The sequence below is a fragment of the Streptomyces sp. NBC_00286 genome (genome assembly GCF_036173125.1).
In the GTDB taxonomy this organism is placed as follows: Bacteria; Actinomycetota; Actinomycetes; order Streptomycetales; family Streptomycetaceae; genus Streptomyces.
This window is the reverse complement of sequence record NZ_CP108054.1, coordinates 436,101-454,349: the sequence shown is the minus strand read 5'-3', so window position 1 is coordinate 454,349 and position 18,249 is coordinate 436,101. Positions and strand designations below refer to the sequence as shown.

The following is an 18,249-nucleotide window of genomic DNA, read 5'->3' as shown; positions in this document are numbered from 1 at the left end:
CGGCCATGATGGGACCAGCACACTCACTGTCCGGGGCCGCGGCCTGGCTGGGCGTCGGAGCCGCGGCGGCGGCCACCGGGCACACGATGCCCTGGCCGGTTCTCCTGGTCGGCGCGCTGATCTGCGCCGGCGCCGCGCTCGCCCCGGACCTCGACCACAAGGCGGCCACCATCTCGACGGCTTTCGGTCCCCTCTCACGGGGCCTGTGCGAGATCGTCGACAAGCTCTCGTACGCCGTCTACAAGGGGACGAAGAAGCAGGGCGATCCGCGTCGCTCGGGCGGGCACCGCACCCTGACGCACACCTGGCTGTGGGCCGCGTTGATCGGTGCGGGCACCTCTGTCATCGCGATCACGGGGGAGCGCTGGGCGGTTCTGGCGATTCTCTTCGTGCACATAGTGCTCGCCATCGAGGGTCTGCTGTGGCGGGCGACGCGGGGGCAGAGCGCCGACGTCCTGGTCTGGCTGCTGGCCGCGACGAGTGCCTGGATCCTGGCGGGCGTCCTGGACGAGCCGGGCAACGGCGCCGACTGGCTGTTCACGGCGCCGGGTCAGGAGTACCTGTGGCTGGGACTGCCGGTCGTCCTCGGTGCGCTGGTGCACGACATCGGGGACGCGCTGACCGTGTCGGGCTGCCCGATCCTGTGGCCGATACCCATAGGGCGCAAGCGCTGGTACCCGGTGGGGCCGCCCAAGGCGATGCGGTTCCGGGCGGGCAGCTGGGTCGAGCTGAAGGTGCTGATGCCGGTGTTCATGCTGCTCGGCGGAGTGGGCTGCGCGGCGGCGCTCAACGTCATCTGAGCGACGCATGTTCAGCCGGACTGGGCGTCCTCGTCGACGATGTGCATGGCGGCCTCCTCCGCCGAGGCGGCGGCGCCGTCGATGCCCACATCGGTGGCGATCAGCCGGCTCTCCTCGTCCCCGTGCGCACCTTCGTCCGGGGCCACGAGACGTCCGGAGCGGATGGTGCCCACCTCGTTGTCCAGGGCCTCGCCGTCGGAATCGAGACTGTCGCCGATACCGTCCCCGTCGGGCGCCACGACCTCTGGCAGCTCCACGGCGAGCCGTTCGTCCAGCGTCTCGCCGCGAAGCCGTTCGGCCGCGGTCACGTCCTTGCGCTCCACGGCCCACGGCCGCTCCGGCGGGGACCAGCCCCGGTCCAGAGGGTCGTTCACACCGTCGGACTCCAGGGTGTCCTCGGCGCCGAGCAGCCCCGCGTCGTCCTGCACCTCGGATTGGTCGGGCTGGTAGACGTCGTCTCCCCATCCGCCGGCGCTGTCCACGGGTACCTCCAGGTGATGCGGGCCGATCCGCCGCCACCGCGTTCAGCGGCGGCAGCACGGGCCGCTGGGCTCAGGCAATCGCTCGTACGGAACCGGGTGGTGCCGGTGCGCTCCCCGAGCCCGTGCCGGTATCCAGCCTTCCACCCCTTGTCGATACACCGCAACGCCACGGAGCCCACCACCGGCCGGGCCGCCCGCACGACAGGGCTCGGGCTCTGGGCCCGGCCCCCAGTACGGCCATGGCGCCGTCCGCCCGAGCGCGGGCGGACCCGGCACGCGCCGACTCACCCGTGCCAGGACCGCCACAGCGCGGCGTACGCGCCGTCCGCGGTGACCAACTGGTCGTGGCTGCCGAGTTCGCTGATGCGGCCGTTCTCGACGACGGCGATGACGTCGGCGTCGTGGGCGGTGTGCAGCCGGTGGGCGATGGCGACCACGGTGCGGCCGTCGAGGACACGGGCCAGGGAGCGTTCCAGGTGGCGGGCCGCGCGCGGGTCGAGGAGCGAGGTGGCCTCGTCCAGGACCAGCGTGTGCGGGTCGGCGAGCACCAGCCGGGCCAGCGCGATCTGCTGGGCCTGGGCCGGGGTGAGGCCGAGTCCGCCCGAGCCGACCTCGGTGTCCAGACCGTCGTCCAGCGCCCGCGCCCAGTCATCGGCGTCGACCGCGCCGAGGGCCGCCCACAGCTCGGCGTCATCGGCATCGGTTCGGGCGAGGAGCAGGTTGTCGCGCAGGGATCCCACGAAGACGTGGTGTTCCTGGTTGACCAGTGCCACATGGGATCGGACGCGTTCGGCGGACATCTCGGACAGTTCGGCGTCGCCCAGGGTGATGTGGCCGACGCGGGGCGCGTAGATCCCGGCGAGCAGCCTGCCCAGCGTGGACTTGCCCGCGCCGGACGGGCCGACCAGTGCCAGCCGGGTGCCCGGCGCGACCTCCAGCGACACCTTGCGCAGAACGTCGACGCCCTCCCGGTAGCCGAAGTGCACACGGTCGGCGCGCACCTCGCGCCCGTCGGGGGCCAGCGACCCGTCACCGGCGTCCGGCTCGATGTCGCGTACGCCGACCAGCCGGGCCAGCGACACATGGGCGACCTGTAGCTCGTCGTACCAGCGCAGGATCAGGCCCACCGGGTCGACGAGCATCTGCGCGATGAGCGCGCCCGTCGTCAGCTGGCCGACCTCGATCCAGCCCTGGAGCACGAAGAACCCGCCGACCATCAGGACCGAACCGAGGACCGTGACATGCGTGATGTTGATGACCGGGAAGAGCACGGTACGCAGCCACAAGGTGTACCGCTCCCATGCGGTCCACTCCTTGACCCTGCGGTCCGACAGGTCGATGCGGCGCTCGCCCAGGCGGTGCGCCTCGACGGTGCGCCCGGCATCCACGGTCTCGGCGAGGACGGCGGCCACGGCGGCGTAGCCGGCGGCCTCGGAGCGGTAGGCCGACGGCGCGCGCTTGAAGTACCAGCGGCAGCCCGCCACGAGGAGCGGGACGGCGATCAGCACGGCGGGTGCCAGCGGCGGCGCGGTCACGGCGAGCCCGCCGAGGAGCAGCGCCACCCACACCACACCGATGGCCAGTTGGGGCACGGCCTCGCGCATGGCGTTGGCGAGCCGGTCGATGTCCGTCGTGATCCGGGACAGCAGGTCGCCCGTCCCGGCCCGCTCCAGAACGCCCGGCGGCAGCCCCACCGACCGGACGAGGAAGTCCTCGCGCAGGTCGGCCAGCATGCGCTCGCCGAGCATGGCGCCACGCAGCCGCACCTGGCGTACGAACACGGCCTGGACGATCAGCGCGAGGACGAAGATCGCGGCGGTGCGTTCCAGATGCAGTTCGCGCGCCGCGGCTGCGCTGTCGGAGACGCGCTCGACGAGGGAGCCCAGCAGGTAGGGACCCACCATCGAGGCGACGACGGCGACCGTGTTGACGGTGATGAGCAGCAGGAAGGCCCGGCGGTGCCGTTGGAACAGTTCGGCCACGTAGGCGCGTACGGTCGCGGGGGCGCCGACGGGCAGGGTGTTCGCCGTCGTCGGGGCCGCCGGGTCGTAGGCCGGTGGCGCCACGCCGATCATGCGGTCTCCTCGATCTCTTCGAGTGCTTCCAGGTGGTCCAGGTCGCGTACGGCGGCCTCGTCGTCGGTCTCACGGGTCACCACGGCGCGGTACCGGGGTTCGCTGTGCACCAGTTCGCGGTGCACGCCGACCGCGGCGACCTCGCCCTCATGGACGAGCACGACCCGGTCCGCGTGGTCCAGGAGCAGCGGGGACGAGGTGAAGACCACCGTCGTACGCCCCTGTCGCAGCGCGCGGATGCCGTCGGCGATCCGTGCCTCGGTGTGCGAGTCGACGGCGGACGTCGGCTCGTCCAGGACGAGCACCTCCGGGTCCGTGCCCAGGGACCGCGCCAGTGCGAGGCGCTGGCGCTGTCCGCCCGACAGCGAGCGTCCGCGTTCGGTGATCCGGGTGTCCATCGGGTCCTCGGCGTCCAGCGACCCCTGGGCGAGCGCGTCCAGCACGTCACCGCACTGCGCGGCGGCCAGCGCGTCCTCGGCACTGACGCCGCCGGAGGCGGGCACGTCGAGCAGTTCGCGCAGGGTGCCGGACAGCAGCACCGGGTCCTTGTCCTGGACGAGGACGGCCGTGCGGGCGGAGTCGAGCGGCAGCTCGTCCAGCGGTACGCCGCCAAGAAGCGCGGACGGCAGTTCCGAGGAGTCCGCGGCGTGCCCGCCGAGCCGCTCGGCCAGCACACCCGAAGCGTCCGGGTCGCCGCACACCACAGCGGTGAGCCGTCCGGCCGGAGCGAGGAGCCCGGTCGCCGGGTCGTACAGATCCCCGGCCGGCGCGACCGCCTCGAGTGAGCCCTCGCTGTCCATCGCGCGCTCGAGTGCCAGCACCCGGGCCGCACGTTTCGCGGACGGCCGGGAGAAGGAGTACGCCATGGCGATCTCCACGAAGTGGTGCAACGGGTACGACATGATCATGACGGCGCTGTACACGGTGACCATCTCGCCGACGGTGATCCGGCCCTCCCGGGCCAGGTTCACCCCGTGCCAGACGACCGCGATCAGCAGCAGACCGGGCAACAGCACCTGGACCGCGGCGATCAGCGACCACATGCGGGCGCTGCGGACGGCGGCGTGGCGTACCTCCTGCGAGGCTCTGCGGTACCGGTCCAGGAACAGCTCCTCGCCGCCGATGCCGCGCAGCACGCGCAGACCGGCGACCGTGTCCGAGGCCAGCTCGGTGGCGCGCCCCGCCTTCTCCCGCTGGAAGTCGGCACGCCGGGTGGCGCGCGGCAGTAGAGGCAGCACCGCGAGCGCCAGGACGGGCACGCCCACGGCGACGACGATTCCGAGCGCGGGCTCGTACACGACGAGGGCGACACAGACCAGGACGATGGTCAGGGCGGCCGCGGTGAACCGCGACACGGCCTCCACGAACCAGCCGATCTTCTCCACGTCGCCCGTGGACACGGCGACCACCTCACCGGCCGCCACGCGCCGGGTCAGCGCGGAGCCCAACTGGGCGGTCCTGCGGGCCAGTAGTTGCTGGACGCGGGCGGCCGCGGTGATCCAGTTGGTGACCGCGGTCCGGTGCAGCATGGTGTCGCCCACCGCGATACCGAGCCCGCACAGCGCGATCAGGCCACCCGCCAGGGCCAGCCGTGCGCCGGAGCGGTCCACGACGGCCTGGATGGCGAAACCGACACAGAACGGCAGCCCGGACACGGAGAGGAAGTGCAGCAGCCCCCAGGCCAGGGATTTCAGTTGTCCGCCGAGTTGATTCCGGCCGAGCCACACCAGGAATCGGGGACCCGAGCGAGCGTCCGGCACACCCGGGTCGGGATACGGAAGGTCTTGAATCTGCATGACGTCCCAGGGGCTCGTAGAACGGGGTTGGGGGGAGACAACAAACTGTGAAAGGTTCGCGCCACAGAGTGTCCGCAGGCAAACGGTTTTTCGTCGTCAGGCAAAGATTCGGCTCGCATCGCCCGCATATGGCCGGGATACCCCGGTGCCGGGCGCAATCGTCCGGAACACGGTGCGACGATGGATCGCATGCGAGTTGGCGGTGCGATGCGTACGACAGTTGCGGCCGCGGCCTGTGCTGCCCTTCTCATGTCCCTGACGGCCTGCGGCGGTTCGGACAGCGGAGGCGGCCACCAGAGCCAGGCGAAGCCGAGCGACCGGCCGCGCCAGGCCCAGGCGCGCACCGTCGACCTCAAGCGCATCCCCGACGTCGGGGACAGACTGCGGAAGCAGATTCCGGCCAACTCCCGCCAGGTCGTGGCGGTCTACGGCGAGGGCAAGAACTCGGCGGAGTCCAAGATCGTCCTCTACACCAAGTCCGGTTCCACCTGGGACCAGACGCGCAGCTGGCAGGGCCACAACGGCAAGAAGGGGTGGACCACCGACCACCGCGAGGGCGACAACCGCAGCCCCGTCGGCGTGTTCACCCTCAGCGACGCGGGCGGCGTCCTCCCCGACCCGGGCGCGGGCCTCCCGTACACCCGGTCCGCGGGCTTCCAGGCCCCGCGCTACTGGTCCAAGTCGCACTGGCACGACTTCGATTACGTCATCGCCATCGACTACAACCGGGTCAAGGGCACCTCACCCAACGACCCGACCCGCCCCCAGGGCCAGTCCAAGGGCGGCAGCATCTGGCTGCACATGGACCACGGCAGCGGTACGTCGGCCTGTGTGAGCCTGTCCAAGTCGGGCATGGAGTACCTGCTGCGCACCCTCGACCCGGCCAAACACCCGGTCGTGGTGATGGGCGACAAGGCGAACCTCAAGGCCTGACAAGCCCCTCGTCGACCTCCCCATCGGTGCGACCCGGCCGGCTCGCACCAGCCACAAGCCCACGTCCTCAGTAGTAGTGCCGGAGCGAGGGCCACAGCCTCGACCACGGCTGGGTCGTTCCCGAGCAGAGGACGATCGCCGCGTCCTGCTCCTCGTTCTCCACGCCCTGCCCGTTGTCGACGCGGGCGACCTGACGGCAGCCGGTGAAGTACCGCTCGAGGTCGCGCGCGTCCTCCTGCCGGACGAGGAGCACAGGTCCGTCGGCCGAGTCCGGCGGAGGACCCCAGTCGGCGTAGCTCATATGGCCCGAATAGGGCCGGGGCAGCCCGCGTGCGGGCCCGTAGCGGTCGAGGGCGCCCGCCTCACCGTAGTTCTGCGTGAACACCACGGCGCGCGCCCGCTCAGGCGCGGGAATCGCGGACCACCCTTCGCGCGCCGCGTCGGCCAGCGCGGGCCAGCCCACCTGCTCGCCCTGTTCCTTGTTGAGCGCCATCGGTACGGCGAGCGCACTCTGCGGCAGCACGGGCAGCGTCACCATCGCGTTGATCGCCGCGGTCAGCGCAACGGCAACCATGAGCCACGTACGGCCATGGCGCCGCGTCCAGGCGAGAACCGGCTCGCAGCCCGCCACCAACAGAACGACGAGCAGCGGCACTGCGTAGTACCCCTTGCCGCCCAGCCCGAGGACCAGCACACACAGCAGCGGATACGCCACGGCCATCGACCGGGCCCAGCGCAGCGCCGGATCGCGCCACAGCCGCGGCCAGCCCGCGATCCAGGCGGGCACGAACAGCGGTGAGAGATAGATGAGTTGCTCGGGGACGAAGAGGATGCGGTTCTCGGTACCGTCGTCCGAGCTGATTCCTTCCGCGACGGTGAACTGCGGCCAGCCGTGGTCGGCCTGCCACCACAGGTTGGGTGCCGCCACCGTCAGCGCGGCGGCGATCCCGGCCGGCAACCAGGGACTGCGCAGCATCCGCCGCGGCCCCACGGCGAGCACGGCCGCGAGCAGGGCCACGACCAGCAGTGCCACAAGGTACTTGTTCAGCAGACCTACCCCGACGCACAGTCCGACCGGCAGCCACCACCGTCCGTCGCCGGTGCGCAGCAGCCGCAGCACCAGCCAGCAGATCACCAGCCACGCCAGCAGATCGAAGCTGGCCGTCGACACCATGTGCCCGACCGCCAGTGGCTGCGCACCCAGAGCAGCGAGCCCCGCGGCAAGCACTTGCGTCCTTCGGTCGGCGCCCAACTCCCTTGCCAGCAGTGCGACCGTGAAGATGAAGGCCACAAAGGCGAGGGTCGCCGCGACGCGCAGCCCGACCGTCGAGTCCCCGAACAGCGTGGTGGCCGCCTGCGCGATGAGCGGCGTCAGCGGCGGCTGGTCGACGTATCCCCACGCGAGGTGATCACCGGCCGCGAGGAAGTACAACTCGTCCCGGTGGTAGCCGTACCGGCCGGACAGCGCGGTCAGAACGACGGCGAAACCGACTGCCAGAGAGGCGACCGGACCAGTGGCGAAACGAGGCAACTCACGCGGTGCGTCATCTTCCCGTGCCCGATCCATAGCGCCCCCTCGCCAACCGGTCGCACCACGGTACTGACATGGCAGAAACCCGTCGAGAGGGCTGACTCATCGCCCGAGGACTCATTGCGGGCAGCTCCAACTCCCCGTAGAACACCGGCCATGAGAAGACGGATCATCATGTCCATGCTCGCCGGGGTGACCCTCGTGGCGAGCACACTCCTCGGCGCGCCCCCAGCCCCGGCCGCCACCCCATCCCACGCCCCCGCCGCCGAACTCCCCGCCCCGCCCGCCGAGTTCGGCACCGACTGGCACGACCCCCTGACCGCCGCGCCGCCCGTCACCCGACCCGACGACGCGAAGTCCTGCGACATCACCGTTGCCGAAGCTCAGTTCCGCGACTTCACGCCGTACAAGGGCACGTACGCACCCCCGCGCGGCTGCGGCGACCGATGGAGCAAGGTCGTGCTGCGGCTCGACGGCAAGGTGAAGGGACGGCAGTTCGACCGGCTCGGCTATCTGCACATCGGCGGAGTCGAGGTCTTCCGTACGTCCACCCCGCAGCCCTCGCCGGACGGCATCGAGTGGTCTGTGGAGAAGGACGTCACCCGATACAGCGACACGTTCCGGCAGAGCCAGGACGTGGAGATGCTCATCGGGAACGTCGTCGACGACACGTACACGGGCATCATCGACGTCAAGGTGACGCTGACCTTCTACGAGGGCAGGCTCGCGGCCACCACCCCGGACCGCGTCCTCACTCTCCAGGACGGCACACTCACCACGCCCCGTAACAGCGAACGCATCGTCGCCGAGGTGTACGCCACGGGTTCCGGCGGCGGCTGCGAGGAGTACTGGTATCTGACGGTGCCCGATGCCGCGCCGTACTCCTGCAAGGCGGACGACGGGCCCTACCGCGAGGTGCAGATCAAGGTCGACGGCCAACTGGCGGGCATCGCCACGCCGTTCCCGACCGTGTGGACCGGCGGCTGGTCCAATCCCTTCCTCTGGTACGTGATTCCGGGGCCCCGCGCCTTCGACATCAAGCCCATCGAATACGACCTGACACCGTTCGCGGGGCTGCTCAACGACGGCCGTCCGCACCGGATCGAGGTCTCGGTGGTCGGTGTTCCGGAGGGGCAGTCCGGCTGGAGTGCCCCGGTGAACGTCCTTGTCCAGCAGGATGCCCACAGCAGGCAGGTGACCGGAAAGCTGACCGCGCACAAGGCCGGTAATCTCGCCAACTCCTCGACGTACACGCCTGGTTCAGAGCACCGGCTGGACACTGACGCCGGCCACGGGCTGACCGTCTCCGGGTACGTCGACACCTCGCACGGTCGCGTGACGACCACCGTGAGGCGATCGCTCGCCCATACGTCCCTGCACCGCTGGACCGACGGCGAGAACACCGACGCCCTGGAGGCGAACTGGACCGACGACGAGACGGTCGCCGTCGACGGACGCGGACCGGCCAGGTCGACCCGCACGCACCGCACGTACACGATGGACGGCACCACGACCCTCGGCGCGGGCGACCGGCTGCGGACCGTCATGTCGCTGGGGGACCGGGCCGCCGTCGTGGAGACGCGCGGCAGTCGGCGCACCGACTGGTACCGGCTCGATGACAGCTACGCGGGCGACGCGACGTATACGGCGAACGTGCCGCGCGACCAGCGGCATGCGGTCGGCACGACGAGTGAGCGCTACCGGTTGTACGGACAGGGCGGTTGCTACGACCGGAGTGTGATCACTGTGCAGGGGATGGTCACCGAGGACCGCGAGCGCTGCTGAGACCAGAGCCTGTGTGACGTGTCACACCCTCCATCATTTACATGGACGTGACACGGGCGTTGTCCGCGGTAGCAAACTCCCCCGATAGTGATCGACGCGGAAGCGCTTTTCCGCATCCCAGAAGTCTCGTTCGGAGGAGTGCCCGTGCCGCCGTCTGTACCGTCCCCTACGCGACGCGTCGCACGCATACTGCGTACCTCATTGTTCGCCCAGGTCGCCGTCGCCCTGGTGCTCGGAATCGTTGTCGGAAGGTTGTGGCCCGACACGGCCACAACCTTCCAGCCGCTCGGCGACGGTTTCATCCGGCTCATCAAGACGGTGATCTCGCCGCTCGTGTTCTGCGTGGTCGTCGTCGGCATCGCCAAGGCCGGCAATCTCAAGGCCTTCGGGCGGATCGGGCTCAAGGCCCTGATCTGGTTCGAGGTCGCGTCCACGGCCGCCCTGCTCATCGGCCTGATCGCCGCCAATGTCGTTGCCCCCGGCTCCGGCATGAATGTCGACCCGTCGCAGCTCGACACCTCGGCGGTCGACGACAAGACCGCCGGCGGCTCGCTGCCGTCGACGACCGAGTTCATCCTGGAGGCGCTGCCGCAGTCCGCGGTCGGAGCGTTCGCCGAGAACTCGCTGCTCCAGGTGCTGGTGCTGGCCTGTCTGGTCGGCGCCGCGCTGCTGCACCTCGGCCACACCAAGGTTCCCAAGATCCTGCCGGCCATCGAGCAGGCCCAGGAAGTCATCTTCGCGATCGTCGGTTTCGTGATGAAGCTGGCCCCGCTCGCCGTGTTCGGCGCGATGGTCCACCTGGTGGGGGAGTACGGGCTGGGCGTGATGAAGACGTACGGCAAGCTCATCATCCTCTGCTACGCCGTCGCCGCGATCTTCCTCGTGCTGCTCGCCGTCGCGCTGAAGCTGGTCACCGGGCTCAGCCTGTGGAAGTTCGTGCGCTACACGCGCGAGGAGATGCTGCTCGCGCTAGGCACCGCCTCCAGCGAGTCCGTCCTGCCGCGCATGATGCAGAAGCTTCGCCAGGCGGGCGCCCGCGACGACGCCGTGGGTCTGGTGCTGCCCACCGGCTACTCGTTCAACCTCGACGGCGCCTCGATCTACCTGTCCATCGGCACGCTGTTCATCGCGCAGGCCGTCGGCGTGGACCTCAGCCTGAGCCAGCAGATCACCGTGGTCCTGGTCCTCATGCTGACCAGCAAGGGCATGGCAGGCATTCCCGGTTCGGCCTTCCTTGCCCTGTCGGCGACCGCCTCCTCGCTCGGTGCCATCCCCGCCGGGGCCGTGGCCCTGCTGCTCGGCGTCGACCGCATCATGGACTCGATGCGCGTCGTCACCAACCTGCTCGGCAACTGCGTCGCCGTGTTCGCGGTGTCGAAGTGGGAGGGGGCGCTGGACACGGCGCGGGCCAAGAAGATGCTCGATGGTGAGATCGCCTTCGTGGAGGAAGACGAGGCCGGCGAGAACACGCCGAAAAAGGAGACGCTCGCGTCCGAGAGCGCGTCGGGGACGGGGAAGCCCTCCTCTGAAGACGAGGCTCCCGAGGGTGCCGCCGTCGAGAGCACGGCTCCCGAGGGCGCCGAGGTCAAGGCTCCGGCCAAGTAGCCTGCGGGCTACGTGAGTTGAGAGAGCATGGCCCGACGTGCACCGCACGCCGGGCCATGCTCTGTTCAGTCCTCCACCGCGGGCATCCCGTCGACCAGTGTGTCCAGCAACCCGCCCAGTACCTTGCGCTGCTCGTCCGTCAGCGGAGCCAGGATGTCCTCTGCCGCGGCCCGGCGCGCGCCGCGCAGCTCGCGCAGTGCCCTGCGCCCGTCGTCCGTGAGCTCGATCCGTATCACCCGGCGATTGGTCGGGTCGGGTACGCGACGCACCTTGCCGCTCGCCTCCAGGCCGTCGACCAGCGTCGTCACGGCCCGGGGCACGACCTCCAGACGCTCGGCCAGATCGGCCATGCGCGGCGGAGAGGCGTAGGGCGCGAGGGTGCGCAGCAGCCGTGACTGGGCCGGAGTGATACCGAGCCCGCGCTCCTGAAGATGACGCTTCTGGATGCGGTGCACACGACGGGTCAGCCGCAGCAGTTGCTCGGCGAGCACGCCGTCGGCGTCGGGGGTGTTCATGCGGGAACAATATCAGGACGTTGTGCATTGTGAGTATAGGTAACAATGAGCTACGCTCCATCAGTCGACTTCGTCTCACATCCCGTAGGAGCCCATGCCTTCCGACACACTCACCTGGACCCCGCCACCTGCCAAGCCCGGAGAGCCGCGACAGGTGCGCCGCATCCTGAAGCTCTTCCATCCCTACCGCGGCCGACTCGCCGTCGTCGGCCTGCTCGTCGGCGCCGCGTCGCTGGTCTCCGTCGCCACCCCCTTCATGCTGAAGGAGATCCTCGACACCGCGATCCCGCAGGGTCGCACCGGCCTGCTGAGCCTGCTCGCGCTCGGGATGATCCTCAGTGCCGTACTCACCAGTGTCTTCGGCGTGCTGCAGACCCTCATCTCCACGACGGTCGGGCAGCGCGTCATGCACGACCTGCGCACCGCCGTCTACGACCGGCTGCAGCGCATGTCGCTCGCCTTCTTCACCAGAACGCGCACGGGCGAGGTCCAGTCGCGTATCGCGAACGACATCGGCGGCATGCAGGCCACGGTCACCTCGACGGCCACCTCGCTGGTCTCGAATCTGACCAGCGTCATCGCCACGATCGTCGCGATGGTCGCCTTGGACTGGCGGCTGACGGTCGTCTCGCTGCTCCTGCTGCCCCTGTTCGTCTGGATCAGCCGAAGAGTCGGCAACGAACGCAAGAAGATCACCACTCAGCGGCAGAAACAGATGGCCGTGATGGCCGCTACCGTCACCGAATCGCTGTCCGTCGGCGGCATCTTGCTCGGCCGCACCATGGGTCGCTCCGACTCGCTCACCCGGTCCTTCGCGGATGAGTCCGAGGGTCTCGTCGACCTCGAAGTACGGTCGAACATGGCGGGACGCTGGCGAATGGCCGTCATCTCGATCGTCATGGCCGCCATGCCCGCCGTCATCTACTGGACCGCGGGGCTGGCCATGCAGTTCGGCGGACCCGCCGTCTCCATCGGCACGCTTGTCGCCTTCGTCTCGCTGCAGCAGGGCCTGTTCCGGCCGACCGTCAGCCTGCTGTCCACCGGTGTGCAGATCCAGACCTCGCTCGCCCTGTTCCAGCGCATCTTCGAGTACCTCGACCTGCCCATCGACATCACGGAGCCCGAGCGCCCGGTCCACCTCGACCAGATCAAGGGCGAAGTCCGCTTCGAGGACGTCGAGTTCCGCTACGACGACAAGAGCGCGCCGATACTGGACGGCATAGACATCACTGTCCCCGCAGGCGGCAGCCTCGCCGTCGTCGGAGCCACCGGCTCCGGAAAGTCCACGCTCAGCTATCTCGTGCCACGGCTGTACGACGTCACGGATGGCCGGGTCACGCTCGACGGGGTGGACGTACGGGACCTGGACTTCGACACCCTCGCGCGCGCGGTCGGCGTCGTCTCCCAGGAGACGTACCTCTTCCACGCCTCCGTCGCCGACAATCTGCGCTTCGCCAAGCCGGACGCCACCGACGAAGAACTGCACGCCGCCGCGAAGGCCGCCCAGATCCACGACCACATCGCGTCCCTGCCGGAGGGGTACGACACGATGGTGGGCGAACGCGGACACCGCTTCTCCGGCGGGGAGAAGCAGCGCCTCGCCATCGCCCGCACGATCCTGCGCGACCCGCCCGTACTGATTCTCGACGAGGCGACCAGCGCCCTGGACACCCGCACCGAGCGCGCCGTTCAGGAAGCCATCGACGCCCTCTCGGCCAACCGGACCACACTCACCATCGCCCACCGGCTGTCCACCATTCGGGGCGCCGACCAGATCGTGGTCCTGGACGCCGGGCGCGCGGTCGAACGCGGCACGCACGAGGAGCTGTTGGAGCACGAGGGCCGTTACGCCGCACTGGTGCGCCGGGACGCCCAACTGGAGCCAACAAGATGAAGATATGCCGGGTTTGAACCCTTATGCGGGTTAGCGTGCCCGCATGCAGACCCAGACTCCGCCACGGAGAACGATTCGACTGACGCGCCGAGGCCGGATCGCCCTCATCGCGACCGGAGCCGTCGTAGCGGCCACCGCCGTGGCGGTGCCGCTGCTGAGTACGGACGAAGCCGAGGGGCCCCAGCACGTGGTGATCCCGGAGGGCTGGCGCGCCCGCCAGGTGTACAAGGCCGTCGACAAGGCCCTTGCCCTGCCCGCGGGCACCACCGAGAAGTCCCTGGACAAGGCCCGTCTCAAGCTCCCCGAGGACGCGAGCGGCAATCCCGAGGGCTACCTCTTCCCGGCCACATATCCGATCGACGAGAAGTCGACTCCGGCGTCCCTGCTCTCGTACATGGTCCATACGGCGAACAAGAAGTTCAGCGGCGGCACGGTCACCGCCGGGGCCGAGCAGAACGCCATGAACGTCTATCAGACCGTCACCGTCGCGAGCATGGTCCAGGCCGAGGCGGACACCAAGGCGGACATGGGCAAGGTGGCGCGCGTCATCTACAACCGCCTCGCCCGCGGTATGCCCCTTCAGATGGACTCGACGATCAACTACGCGCTGAACCGCAGCACGCTCCGCACCAGCGAGCGCGCCACAAAGCTCAACAGCCCGTACAACACGTACCAGCGCATGGGCCTGCCACCCACGCCCATCGCCAACCCCGGCGAGGACGCGATGCGCGCCGCAGTCAGTCCACCGCAGGGCGACTGGCTGTACTTCGTCACCGTCAAGCCGGGCGACACACGCTTCACGGACGACTACGCCGAACACCAGAAGAACGTCGCGGAGTTCAACCGGAACCGCCAGAGCGCGTCCGCGTCCCGCTGAGCCCCGGCTCGGCGGACCTCATGCGGCGACCGGCACCTGAACCAGCAGTCGGCGGATGTCCCGTACCGCCGAGCGCCCGGCACGATTGGCGCCGATGGTGCTGGCCGACGGCCCGTACCCGACCAGATGCACGCGCGGATCGGCGACCGCACGCGTCCCCTCGACCCGGATGCCACCGCCCGGCTCTCGCAGCCGCAGGGGTGCCAGATGGTCGATCGCCGGGCGGAAACCGGTCGCCCACAGGATGACGTCGGCGTCCACGCGACGGCCGTCGTCCCATTCCACGCCGTCCTCAGTGATCCGGTCGAACATCGGCAAGCGGTCCAGGACGCCGTCGTCGATCGCCTGACGGATCGTGTCGTTGAGCGGCAGCCCGGTGACCGACACGACGCTCTGGGGCGGAAGTCCCTGCCGGACCCGTTCCTCCACGAGCGCGACTGCGGACCGCCCCGCATCCTCGTCGAAGGGTCCCTCGCGGAAGACCGGCGGTCGCCGCGTCACCCATGTGGTCTCGGCCGCGTACGGCGCGATCTCCATCAGATGCTGAGTGCCGGAGGCGCCGCCGCCCACGACGACGACCCGCTGCCCGGCGAACTCCTCGGGGCCGGGGTACTGAGCCGTATGCAACTGCCGCCCCCGGAAGGTCTCCTGGCCCGGATAGCGGGGCCAGAACGGCCGGTCCCAGGTACCCGTCGCATTGATCAGCGCCCGCGTCGACCAGGTCCCCGCCGAGGTCTCCACCAGCAGGCGCCCGCCCTCGCCCTCGCGTACGGCCCGCACGTCGACGGGGCGCCGTACGCGCAGGTCGAAGGTTCGCTCGTAAGCGTCGAAGTACTCCGCGATGACCTCGGAGGACGGGCGGACCGGGTCCGCGTCCGTCAGTTCCATGCCGGGCAGCGAGTGCATCCCGTGCACTCTGCCGTACGTGAGCGAGGGCCACCGGAACTGCCATGCGCCGCCCGGCTGCGGTGCATGGTCCAGCACCACGAAGTCCCGCTCCGGCTCGAAGCCGGTGCGCCGCAGGTGATAGGCGCTGGACAGTCCGGCCTGCCCAGCACCGATGACGACCACGTCGATCTCTCGTGCCGCGTCTTGTGCCCCGATTTCGTTCACGCTTCTACTAACTCAACCGGAGAGCGGGATCTTCCCGTCGGCGCCCACGCGCGACAAACTCCAGCCAGATCAGACGTACGGGCTGGGGATAGCACGGAACTGATGCGCCAGGATTGACCCATGTCCGATGCCTTCACCACCCGCGTACTGAACGTCGCCACCGGCTCCACGGAGAGGATCGTCGACCTCACCCACGAATGCGAGGCCTTCCTCGGGGAGGCGGCGGGCGACCGTGACGGCCTGCTGAACATCTTCGTGCCCCACGCCACCGCCGGAATCGCGATCATCGAAACCGGAGCCGGCAGCGACGACGACCTCCTCGCCGCCCTCCACACCCTGCTCCCCGCCGACGACCGCTGGCAGCACCGCCACGGCAGCCCCGGCCACGGCCGCGACCACGTACTCCCCGCGGTCGTACCCCCGCACGCCACGCTGCCGGTGCTGGGTGGCCGCCTCGCGTTGGGGACCTGGCAGTCGGTGTGCCTGGTCGATACGAACCGCGACAATCCAGACAGGCAGGTCCGGTTGTCGTTCCTTGGCTGAACCGATCGGCGCGCATCCTCTGGACGTGTAACGGCCAGGACAATCGGCGCCCGGCCCGCGGATGAGGCCGGGCGCCACCGGCGGCGCCGCCCGCAATGCGGTGCCGCCGGTGGCGCCCGTCAACGGTCCAGCCGCACCGGGTCGCCCGGTGCGCTGCGGCGGACGAGCCAGGCTTCGGTGATGTGGGTGAACATCGCCTCGGCCGCACCGCTCGGGTCGTGGGCGGCGATGCGCTCGTACACGCGGCGATGGCCGCGGTTGGACGCGATGCACATGGCGCGCTCGGGCCGGCCCATGTACCGCGCGGTGTTGACGACCTGGCTCTCCAGTGCGCGTATCACCCCACGGGCGATGCGGTTTCCCGAGGCCTGCATGATGACGTCGTGGAAGGCGCGGTCGTGCTCCGCGTACGTGACGTGGTCGTCCACGAGTTCGTCCATCCGGTCCACCAGTGTGCGCAGCTGATCCACGACGTCCTGAGTGGCCAGCCGGGCGGCGATGTGCGCCATGTCGGACTCCAACAGCCGCCGTGTGACCACGAGGTCGTCGAGGAGCTGCAGACTCTCGTCCTGGTCGATGCTCGCCGCCAGGACGTGCTCGTCGAGCATGTTCCACTTCGCCGGGGCGGTCACCATGGTGCCGGCCCCCTGGCGGACCTGCACCAGTCCCTTCTCCTGCAGGATCTTCACGGCTTCCCGGATGACGGTCCGGCTCACCGCGAAGGCCTCGCAGAGAGCGGGCTCGGGCGGGAGCGGCGTCCCCGGCGGGTGCTCCCCGCGAACGATGCGCCCCACCAACTCGGCTGTGACCGCCTTCGCAAGGTTGGTCGGCCGTCGTGCCCAGGCGGGAGGTGCCGAACTGCTCTCAGCTGCTGGCTGTGTTGCCGTCATGGCTTCCTCCGTGGTCCCGCGACCACGCGGGCGACTCGAGGCGCCATCATACGCGACAGCCATTGACGTCATACGTCATACGAGTTACGTTTCCGGGTCATCGGCGGGCGGAGAGTCCCCGCAAGGCAACGGAGAGTGATCGGCATGAAGCGGCGAGCACTATGGGCGGCCGTCCTGGTCGCGGCGATGACGCTGTCCGGCTGCGGCAGCGCGGGATCCGGCTCCTCTTCCGACTCCGCGGACGACAAGCTCGTGGTCTGGGACTGGAAGTCCGGCGAGGAGTCGGCCGCCTCCTACATCAAGCAGGCGAAAGCCGACTTCGCCGAGAAGCACCCGGATGTGAAGGTGGAGTTCGTCGCCCAGCCGTTCGACCAGTACTACACGTTGCTGGGCACGGCCATTCAGTCCGGCAAGGGCCCCGACGTCATGCTCTTCAACGGCGGCGGTGAGATACGCGACCGTACGGACGCTCTTCTGCCCCTGGACGACTACGTGGCCAAGGACAGGAAACGGCTGGCGGGTTGGGAGGCCTTCACCGCGCAGGGCAAGGTTTATGCCGCGCCGGTGACGTTGCAAGGGCATCCCGTGTACTACAACAAGGCCCTCTACAAGGACGCCGGGCTCGACCCCGAACAGCCGGCGACGACGTGGCGGGAGTTCCTCGACGACTGCAAGGCCATCGCCGAGAAGACCAAGGCCAGTTGTCTCTCCCTCGGGAACAAGGAGGGCATCGGCATCCAGTTCTTCCTCTCGGGACTGGGGCCAGGCGTCCTCACACCGCAGGAGTACGACGACTGGATCGCCGGGAACCGGGACTGGAACTCACCCCATGTGCGACAGATCTTCGAGCTCTGGAAGGAGGCCGAGGACGCCGGCCTGAACAACGACGGGGCCAACTCGACCGCGCTGTTCAACGACGCCTTCGCCCGCTTCCAGTCCGGCGAGGCCGCCCACATCGTGGGGCTGATGTCGGACGTGGGCCACTGGAAGGACTTCAGCGAGTTCCTGGACCCGGACGACATCGGCGTGATGCGGGCTCCGCTCGTCAACTCGGAAGCCGACCCCGCCCTTCCGTACGACGGCGGTATCGGCTACGGGGTCGCCGAGTGGACGAAGAAGCCGAAACTGGCCGCAGACCTGGTGCGCTCCCTGACGTCGAAGGACGCTCTCAAGGCGTTCTACGCCGACGCCGGCGCGGTCGCATCCGACAGCACCCTTGACGTGTCGGGCGGCGGCCAGGCCCTCACCACGATCGTGTCGGAGATCAAAACCGGAAAACCCGCACTGCACGTCGCGCTGTCCTCGAAGACGCTGGATCTGATGGGAAGGCTGTCCCAGCAGATCCTGAGCGGATCGACCAGCGTCGACGACGCCTTGCAGAAGCTGGCCGACTCCGACCGGAAGGGCTGA

Annotated in this window: 15 protein-coding genes; 8 read left to right on the top strand and 7 right to left on the bottom strand. The window is 69.4% G+C overall.

Features of this window, described 5'->3' with window-relative positions; translation table 11 throughout:
• The first annotated feature begins 5 nt into the window (after positions 1–5).
• Positions 6–800, top strand: a complete 795-nt coding sequence (locus OHT21_RS02210) for a metal-dependent hydrolase (RefSeq protein ID WP_328766452.1) — start codon at positions 6–8, stop codon at positions 798–800.
• 11 nt (positions 801–811) lie between these two features.
• Here OHT21_RS02210 and OHT21_RS02205 read toward each other — a convergent pair whose 3' ends face one another.
• The 3 genes from OHT21_RS02205 to OHT21_RS02195 form a co-directional block, all read right to left on the bottom strand.
• Positions 812–1,282, bottom strand: a complete 471-nt coding sequence (locus tag OHT21_RS02205) for a DUF5709 domain-containing protein (RefSeq protein ID WP_328766451.1) — start codon at positions 1,280–1,282, stop codon at positions 812–814.
• Between the two features lie 284 nt (positions 1,283–1,566).
• A complete protein-coding gene (locus OHT21_RS02200; protein WP_328766450.1) occupies positions 1,567–3,357 on the bottom strand; it encodes an ABC transporter ATP-binding protein in 1,791 nt (596 codons plus the stop codon).
• Complete coding sequence (locus OHT21_RS02195) at positions 3,354–5,153, bottom strand: ABC transporter ATP-binding protein (protein WP_328766448.1); 1,800 nt, start codon at positions 5,151–5,153, stop codon at positions 3,354–3,356. Before OHT21_RS02195 ends, OHT21_RS02200 begins: the two co-directional genes overlap by 4 nt.
• Positions 5,154–5,342: 189 nt before the next feature.
• On the opposite strand from OHT21_RS02195, the gene OHT21_RS02190 reads away from it, so the two are divergent.
• Positions 5,343–6,086 (top strand): hypothetical protein, encoded by a 744-nt coding sequence (locus tag OHT21_RS02190; RefSeq protein WP_328766447.1) that lies wholly within the window; start codon positions 5,343–5,345, stop codon positions 6,084–6,086.
• 67 nt (positions 6,087–6,153) lie between these two features.
• Here OHT21_RS02190 and OHT21_RS02185 read toward each other — a convergent pair whose 3' ends face one another.
• The gene (locus tag OHT21_RS02185; protein WP_328766446.1) at positions 6,154–7,653 is read right to left on the bottom strand and encodes a glycosyltransferase family 39 protein; all 1,500 of its coding nucleotides are present in this window, start codon (positions 7,651–7,653) and stop codon (positions 6,154–6,156) included.
• A 120-nt stretch (positions 7,654–7,773) separates the two neighbouring features.
• On the opposite strand from OHT21_RS02185, the gene OHT21_RS02180 reads away from it, so the two are divergent.
• On the top strand, positions 7,774–9,402 hold the full coding sequence (locus OHT21_RS02180) for a peptide-N4-asparagine amidase (protein WP_328766445.1): 1,629 nt from the start codon (positions 7,774–7,776) through the stop codon (positions 9,400–9,402).
• Between the two features lie 144 nt (positions 9,403–9,546).
• Positions 9,547–11,007, top strand: a complete 1,461-nt coding sequence (locus OHT21_RS02175) for a cation:dicarboxylate symporter family transporter (protein ID WP_328766444.1) — start codon at positions 9,547–9,549, stop codon at positions 11,005–11,007.
• Between the two features lie 65 nt (positions 11,008–11,072).
• Here OHT21_RS02175 and OHT21_RS02170 read toward each other — a convergent pair whose 3' ends face one another.
• The gene (locus tag OHT21_RS02170) at positions 11,073–11,522 is read right to left on the bottom strand and encodes a MarR family winged helix-turn-helix transcriptional regulator (protein ID WP_328766443.1); all 450 of its coding nucleotides are present in this window, start codon (positions 11,520–11,522) and stop codon (positions 11,073–11,075) included.
• Positions 11,523–11,616: 94 nt separating this feature from the next.
• Between OHT21_RS02170 and OHT21_RS02165 the strand changes: the two genes are divergently transcribed.
• Both OHT21_RS02165 and mltG read left to right on the top strand, forming a co-directional pair.
• Entirely contained in the window at positions 11,617–13,416 is a 1,800-nt protein-coding gene (locus tag OHT21_RS02165) for an ABC transporter ATP-binding protein (protein ID WP_328766442.1), read from the top strand.
• Positions 13,417–13,459: 43 nt separating this feature from the next.
• Positions 13,460–14,293 (top strand): endolytic transglycosylase MltG, encoded by an 834-nt coding sequence (gene mltG, locus OHT21_RS02160; RefSeq protein ID WP_328766441.1) that lies wholly within the window; start codon positions 13,460–13,462, stop codon positions 14,291–14,293.
• A gap of 18 nt (positions 14,294–14,311) precedes the next feature.
• Here mltG and OHT21_RS02155 read toward each other — a convergent pair whose 3' ends face one another.
• A complete protein-coding gene (locus OHT21_RS02155) occupies positions 14,312–15,397 on the bottom strand; it encodes an NAD(P)-binding domain-containing protein (protein ID WP_443050613.1) in 1,086 nt (361 codons plus the stop codon).
• Between the two features lie 129 nt (positions 15,398–15,526).
• Here OHT21_RS02155 and OHT21_RS02150 point away from each other — a divergent pair, with 129 nt between their 5' ends.
• The gene (locus tag OHT21_RS02150; RefSeq protein WP_328766439.1) at positions 15,527–15,949 is read left to right on the top strand and encodes a secondary thiamine-phosphate synthase enzyme YjbQ; all 423 of its coding nucleotides are present in this window, start codon (positions 15,527–15,529) and stop codon (positions 15,947–15,949) included.
• 119 nt (positions 15,950–16,068) lie between these two features.
• Here OHT21_RS02150 and OHT21_RS02145 read toward each other — a convergent pair whose 3' ends face one another.
• Entirely contained in the window at positions 16,069–16,839 is a 771-nt protein-coding gene (locus tag OHT21_RS02145) for a FadR/GntR family transcriptional regulator (RefSeq protein WP_328766438.1), read from the bottom strand.
• A gap of 144 nt (positions 16,840–16,983) precedes the next feature.
• Here OHT21_RS02145 and OHT21_RS02140 point away from each other — a divergent pair, with 144 nt between their 5' ends.
• Positions 16,984–18,249, top strand: a complete 1,266-nt coding sequence (locus OHT21_RS02140; protein WP_328766436.1) for an ABC transporter substrate-binding protein — start codon at positions 16,984–16,986, stop codon at positions 18,247–18,249.